3 protein-coding genes and 1 tRNA gene are annotated in these 6,586 nt (G+C 59.7%); all 4 read left to right on the top strand.

Annotated elements, in window-relative coordinates; translation table 11 throughout:
* Positions 1 to 464: 464 nt before the first annotated feature.
* The gene (locus FJ398_24800) at positions 465 to 962 is read left to right on the top strand and encodes a cyclic nucleotide-binding domain-containing protein (GenBank protein MBM3841114.1); all 498 of its coding nucleotides are present in this window, start codon (positions 465 to 467) and stop codon (positions 960 to 962) included.
* 230 nt (positions 963 to 1,192) lie between these two features.
* Complete coding sequence (locus tag FJ398_24795) at positions 1,193 to 4,660, top strand: c-type cytochrome (GenBank protein MBM3841113.1); 3,468 nt, start codon at positions 1,193 to 1,195, stop codon at positions 4,658 to 4,660.
* Between the two features lie 185 nt (positions 4,661 to 4,845).
* Positions 4,846 to 4,930 (top strand) — tRNA-Leu (locus tag FJ398_24790).
* Between the two features lie 80 nt (positions 4,931 to 5,010).
* Complete coding sequence (locus FJ398_24785; protein ID MBM3841112.1) at positions 5,011 to 6,303, top strand: hypothetical protein; 1,293 nt, start codon at positions 5,011 to 5,013, stop codon at positions 6,301 to 6,303.
* The last annotated feature ends 283 nt before the right edge of the window (positions 6,304 to 6,586 follow it).

Below are 6,586 nucleotides of genomic sequence, written 5' to 3'. Positions count from 1 at the left end.
GAATTTTGCCTGGGGCTGCGTTGCTCCTCGGTCACAGCCCCACTGGCGGGGGATGCTCGCTCGTCGCGCCTTGCCCCAGGCCAAATTGGGCGCAACGAACGTGAGCGTATTTACGAAACGGACCACTTAGGGTCTGCGAAGAATCACTTCACCATTTGGCGAAGCATTTTTTTCTCAGACCCGCGCCCAGTCCGACGTCATAGGAGACCCCGAAACGCCTGTTTCAAGTCGGCAAGGTCTCGCACGCATCTTCCGAGTGATCAGAGCAAACAGGGCCCTCCCCAGGGTGCGCTTTCGTTTGTCATCGACCCAACGCACCGGGGCAAAGTGGCGTGGGATACTTTCATCAGCCTGCTGGTGATCCTGTCGGCTATCGTCATCCCGTATCGACTTGTTTTCCATCCCGAACAGTACCGGTTCAGCTACTGGTTCGATCCATTTTACTGGATTGTTACTACGATTGTATGTGGGAAACTCATCAATCCACAGGCGAAGAATCCACGCTCGACAAACTGCCCGTGTCGCTGTCCCTGGAGGTGCAGTTATACCTCAATCGGGGCATCCTCACCAAAGTGCCGTTCTTGAGGGATGCGGACGAGATTTTCATCCGTGAGATCATCACCAAACTCCGGCAGCACCCGTTCCTCCCAGGCGATTTCATCATGCGCAAGGGCGAATACGGGGATTGCATGTACTTCATCAACTCCGGACATGTGAGCGTGCTCGTCAATGACGACAAAACGGTGGTGGCGGTGCTGGTGGCCGGCAACCATGTGGGGGAGATGTCACTCATCAGCGGGGGCCCTCGCAACGCCAGTGTGCGTGCGGAGGATTACTGCGAGGTTTATGAACTTTCCAAGGATCGATTCGACGAATTGCGCGCCAAATACCCGAAGTTCGACGCCCAGGTCAAGGTGGAGGTCGCGAAACGGGAAGCGGCCAACAAGCGAAAAGACGAATAGCGATCCCACCCCGATCTAACTCGAGCCGCACGCGGTGCGTTCGATCTCATTTCCCCAAAAAAGAGAGTCGCCCTGATGACCCAAGAACAGGGCGACTCTGCTATACCTGCCTATGCACCAAACAACAACCAATTTCCCTTTTCTCCCTGCCTGCGTTTTAGCAAGGCCCATACCAAACTGCGTGGCCGCGCTTTCTCGCGAAAAGAGCGCGCCATTTTGGAGCTTTCTCAATGAAACGAGCGGCGCGTCGTCAAATCTCAACTTTGATTCGCGGAAACGCTGCGCTATTTTCACGCGCGATGCGTGAAATCCGCTTCTGCTCTCGGCCCTGGCTTTCCAGCGCTCTTTTGTTCGCGGGATTGAGCTTCTGCGCCGGCCGTTTCGCTCTGGCTGTAATTGCCCAATCCGCCTCGTCACCTACGTTGAAAGGTTCCACAAACCGCCAGGCGGTCGTTTCCTCGTCGCGTCTCAGGCTCGCGCCTGATTTGAGGGTCGGCGTATTCGCTACGAACCCGATAGTCGCAAACCCGATTCGCCTGGCGTTCGACGAACGTGGTCGTGCCTTCGTCGTGGAAACGGAGCGGCGCGCCGGTTCCGTGCTCGATATCCGCCAACACACCAATTGGCTGGATGCCAACTTGTCATTTCGCGCGGTGACGGATCGCTCGAATTTCTTTCAGAAAGTCATGGCGCCGGAAAACACAGCCTTGCCCGAAAAGCTGCGGCGGGATCGCAATGGCGACGGCAAATTCGATCCGAGCGACCTGGCCGTAGATTCCGAGCGGATTCGCGTCCTGGAAGATCGCGATGGCGATGGCGCGGCGGATTTTGCGGCGACTTTCGCGGACGGTTTCGCGAGCAGCGTAACCGGTTTGGCGGGCGCGGTTATGGTCCGTGGGACGAACGCGTGGTTCGCCTGCGCGCCGGATCTTTGGCACTTGCGCGACACAAACCACGACGGCCAGGCTGATCTGCGACGCGCCTTGCACTCCGGTTTTGGCGTCCACCTCGGAACTGGCGAAGCGGAATTCCCGGCGCTGTGCTACGGCCCGGACGGCATGATTTATTTTGCGGCCGGAGATTGCGGCTTGAACGTCACCCCGGGCAACCAGCGTTTCGCCTTTCCGGACACCGGCGTGGTGATGCGCTGCCATCCGGACGGAACCGGCTTTGAAGTGATCGCCACCGGCCTGCGCCATCCCACGGATCTGGCTTTCGATCCATTCGGGAACCTCTGGACGATTGATCGGCATGCCGACGAGGCCGCGAAGGCGCGGTTGCTTTGCGTTCTGGAAGGCGCGGACTACGGCTGGCACATCGGCTGGCGCCACCGGCAACTGGCGAATCCATGGAAAACCGAAAGGCTAGGCGAGCCTTTTCCGACAAACACCGCGGCTTATGTTCTCCCGCCCGACGCTTTGCTCCCCGGAAGTTCGGCAGGCATGGCGTTCTATCCCGGTACCGGCTTGCCGCAGCGCTACAGCCACCAACTTTTTGTTTGCGACCCAGACACGGGCATTCTGGTTTTTGCGATCCAGGCCAAAGGCGCGGGACACGAGATTCACGCGGAGCACGAGTTTCTCGGCGGTGTTGCCGCAATTGATTTGGATTTCGGACCGATGGGCGGCGTTTATCTTGTGGATCAAGGCCAGAGTGCGGAAGCGAAAGGCAGCGCCCGCATCCTCTATGTCTTCGACGCGAATCCGCAGAAGGACCCGGCCGTGGCCGAGGTCAAGCGCCTCCTCTCCGAAGGCATTCCCAGGCGGTCCAATCGCGACCTCCTCCGATGGCTCGAACATCGCGACTGGCGAGTGCGGCAGGAGGCTCAATTCGCGCTCGCCGAGCGCGGGGTCGCGGTCACGAACCAGTTGTTTCGCGTCGCCGCCAAAAACCCCAGTCTCTTTGCGCGCCTGCACGCCGTCTGGGCCCTGGAACAAATCGGCCGCACGAATCCCGCGGTCGCTTCCGGGATAACCACGCTGACGGCAGATGCCGAACCGGAAATCCGCGCTCAGACGGCGAAAGCTCTGGGCAACATCCGCTTCGGCGAGGCTCTCGAACCGCTCGCAAGACTTTTGCAGGATCCCAGCCTCCGCGTCCGGCTTTTCGCGGCGTTCGCCCTGGGCAAACTCGGCCGCCAGGAAGCCACCGATCCCATCCTGCTCATGCTGCGGCAGAATGGCGACGGCGATCCGCACCTTCGGCACGCGGGCGTCATGGCTCTGGTCTGGCTCAACGATATGAACGCCTTGCTTGCTGCGGCGAAGGATCCCTCTGCTTCCGTGCGGATGAGCGTGCTGCTGGCCATGCGCCGGCTGGCCCGCCCGGAAGTTGCCACGTTTCTTTACGATCCGAATCCAGCTCTGGTCCTTGAGGCGGCTCGAGCGATTTATGACTTGCCGCTCGAAAGCGCGTTCACGCAACTCGCGGTTCTGGCCGGACAACCGTCCCGCCTCGCGATCCAAGAGAGCGCCGGTTTTCTCGACGCGCGCGCTGCCGTCCTGCGCCGTTCGCTCAACGCCAATTTCCGTCTCGGCAAACTGGAGAATGCTCTGGCCCTTGCCGAATTCGCCGGACGCAGGGAATTTCCCGAACCTTTGCGCGCCGAAGCTCTCGAACGGCTGGCCCAATGGGGCCAACCTGCCTTGCGCGACCCGCTGCTCGGATTGTGGCGGCCCGCGCCGCCCCGCGAAGTCCGGCCCGCCAGCTTGGCCACGCGCGGCGAGTTGCCCGCCATTCTCAAGGACGCGCCCGATGCGGTCCGAATCGCCGCGATTCATGCTGCAGCCGCGCTGGAAATCAGTTCGGTGACGCCCGCGTTGTTCGAGATCGCCGTCAATCCCAAGCTTGGCTCGAAACTCCGCACGGCGGCCCTGGCGGGACTTGGCTCCCTGAAAGATTCGAGACTCGCCGAGGCCGTTGCGATTGCCGTGGTCGATCCTGCGGAGCCACTACGGCAGGAAGCGGCGCGATGGCTCAGCCATCTCAAGCCCTCGGACGCAATCGGCCAGATCGCCGCCACGATGGAACGCGGTTCGCTCCTTGAAAAGCAGGCCGCCTTGCGCGCTTTGGCCGACATTGCCACCGCAGCGACCGACCAAATCCTTTCCGCGTGGCTGGATCTGCTCAACGAGAATCGCGTGCCGGCCGAACTTCAGCTCGATTTGTTGGAAACCGTGAAGAAGCGGCCCAGCGAAGCGCTGCAAAGGAAACTCCAAAAGATGGAAGCCTCGCGCGCGGCGGATGATCCTTTGGCCGCGTTCCGCGAAGTCCTCCATGGCGGCCAAGTGTCTGCGGGGCAGAAACTGTTCTTCCACCGTCCGGAGTTGGGTTGCGCGCGATGCCACCGTGTCAACGGCAACGGCGGCGACCACGGCCCCGACCTCAGCAAGATTGGCGCGAGCGCGAGTCGAGAGACCTTGCTGGAATCTCTGCTCGCTCCCGGCAAGAAAGTGACGCCCGGCTACGAAACCATCGTCGTGAGAATGAAAAGTGGGAAGACTTACAAGGGGTGGGTGAAAAACGAGACCGAACGGGAATTGCTCCTGACTTCGCCCGACGAAGGTTTTCTCGTGCTCGGAAAGGCTCAGATCGAGTCCCGCGAGAATGGTCCGTCGCTCATGCCGGCGGACGCGGCCAAAATTCTGTCTCGGCGCGAACTTCGGGATCTCGTCGAGTTTCTGGCGAATCTCAGATGATTCGATGCGTATTCGTGTTCGGTGTATGCCTTCAGTTGAGGGTGGGGCGAGGCTCCCGCCGAGCCAATGCCATCGAAGAATGGCTCCGCAGGAGCGTCGCCTCACCGTCGTTAACTGAGGGGATACTATTCGGTGCAGAATCGGCTTGCGGAGCATTCCCGGACTGCGCACATTAGCGCTCGCGTGCGCTTATGGCGGAATTGGCAGACGCGCTGCTTTGAGGTGGCAGTGGGGCAACCCGTGCAGGTTCAAGTCCTGCTAAGCGCACCAATTTTCCTTCGGAAAATGGTGGAACTTCGGAAATTTGCACAGGATTTGCACAGAATTCAACCCGACCTTCCGACCGGCGCGTGAAATTCCCTGTCACGATACGTCACCGCTCCAGCGAGGCGAAGATATACGCTCCAGCCAAGAATTTCGGCTATTACCGGGTGTCTTACACGGTCGCGGGCAAACGCCGGATGCAGACCTTCGTCTTGTATTCCGAAGCTCGCCAAGCTGCGGAGCGCGCCGTCAGAGAGTTGGCCAGCGGTTCGCAAGCCACAGCCCTGACCGCAAACCAATCCCGCGACGCCCTTGCCGCACTCCAAAAGCTCGATTCCTTCCGTCAGTCCAGCGGCAAACGGGTCTCCTTGTTGGCGGCTGTGTCCGAGTTTGTCGAAGCAACCAGCAAATTGAGTGGGCTTACGATCAGCGAAGCCGCAGAGCGGTATCTGAACATCGTGGCCAACGTGAAACGCAAGGATGTTCGAGAAGCCGTCGAGGAGTTCATTCAAGCCGATGAGCCTCGCACCCGCGCCAGCGAAGGACAGAGGTCGCAACTCTCGGCCAAATACGCCTACAATCGGGCCATCCAGCTTCGCCGCTTCGCCGAGACTTTCCCGAACACAGCCGTTTGTGATCTTGGGAAGGAACACCTCGACGTTTTCATCGAGGCGCTGAGCGATTTTTCCGCCAAGAGCCGCAACCATCACCGCGCCGCTGTCAGGCAGTTTCTTCAATGGTGCGTGCGAAAGGACTATCTGCCGGTCACGCATCGATGGGCCGAAGCGGATGCGATGCGCCGGGAGCATGCGAACACCGCCGAGATTCTCTCCTTCACTCCGGGTGAATTTCGAACTTTGCTCGAAACCGCTGAAGGACCGATGCGAGCCATTGTCGCCATTGGCGGGTTGGCGGGATTGCGCACCGCTGAAATACTCCGCTTGGAATGGTCGGATGTCTGGCGCGTTCAGGATCACATCGAGATCACTTCCGGCAAGAGCAAGACCCGACAACGCCGCCTGGTCGAAATCTGCCCATCCCTTTCTGCCTGGCTCGAACCCTTTCGAACCGTCGGCGACGGCAAATTGTGGATGTTCCATGAAATCACGTTTCAGCAGTATTTTCTGAAGGTCTGCGAGCAAGCGAAAGTAAAACGAAAGCCCAACGGCCTGCGCCACGCCTTTTGCACCTATCATTTTGCCCTTCACCAGAACGAAAACGTCACCGCCGCGCAGGCAGGCAATTCGCCCGCGATGATTCACGCGCATTACAAGGGACTCGCGACGAAGGCCGAGGGGGAAAGGTGGTTCAACGTCGCGCCCGCGAAGGCGGACAACGTGATCGCGCTCGATCCAGCGGCAATGAAGGGGTCGCCATGAAGCACCAACCAAACCCTTCGGGCAGCATCGCGCTACCGCCGGAGACGCGGCCCAGCATTGTCCCTGAACATGAGTAGCTCCATGTCGTGATCAAACAGACTGATCCTTGAGCAAGCCAATCACAATTTCCTACCCGCCCAAGCTCCTGGAGGAGGAAAAACCACTCATCCACGAGTCGGTCAGAATTGCGTTTTTGAAGTTTTTCGAGATTGGTTACTTCAAATCGCTTGGCGTGCTTCCGAGCGATCCTCTCCCTTTGTGGCAATGGCGCATGAAGCAGATT

The organism is Verrucomicrobiota bacterium, from assembly GCA_016871535.1.
Classification (GTDB): domain Bacteria; phylum Verrucomicrobiota; class Verrucomicrobiia; order Limisphaerales; family SIBE01; genus VHCZ01.
The sequence above is the reverse complement of the archived record's forward strand: the minus strand, read 5'-3'. Positions and strand labels throughout refer to the sequence as shown.

Excerpts from the sequence above, each read along its gene's own strand:
- FJ398_24800 (MBM3841114.1), top strand. The coding sequence starts at position 465 with ATGTGGGAAACTCATCAATCCACAGGCGAAGAATCCACGCTCGACAAA.
- FJ398_24795 (MBM3841113.1), top strand. The coding sequence starts at position 1,193 with ATGAAACGAGCGGCGCGTCGTCAAATCTCAACTTTGATTCGCGGAAAC.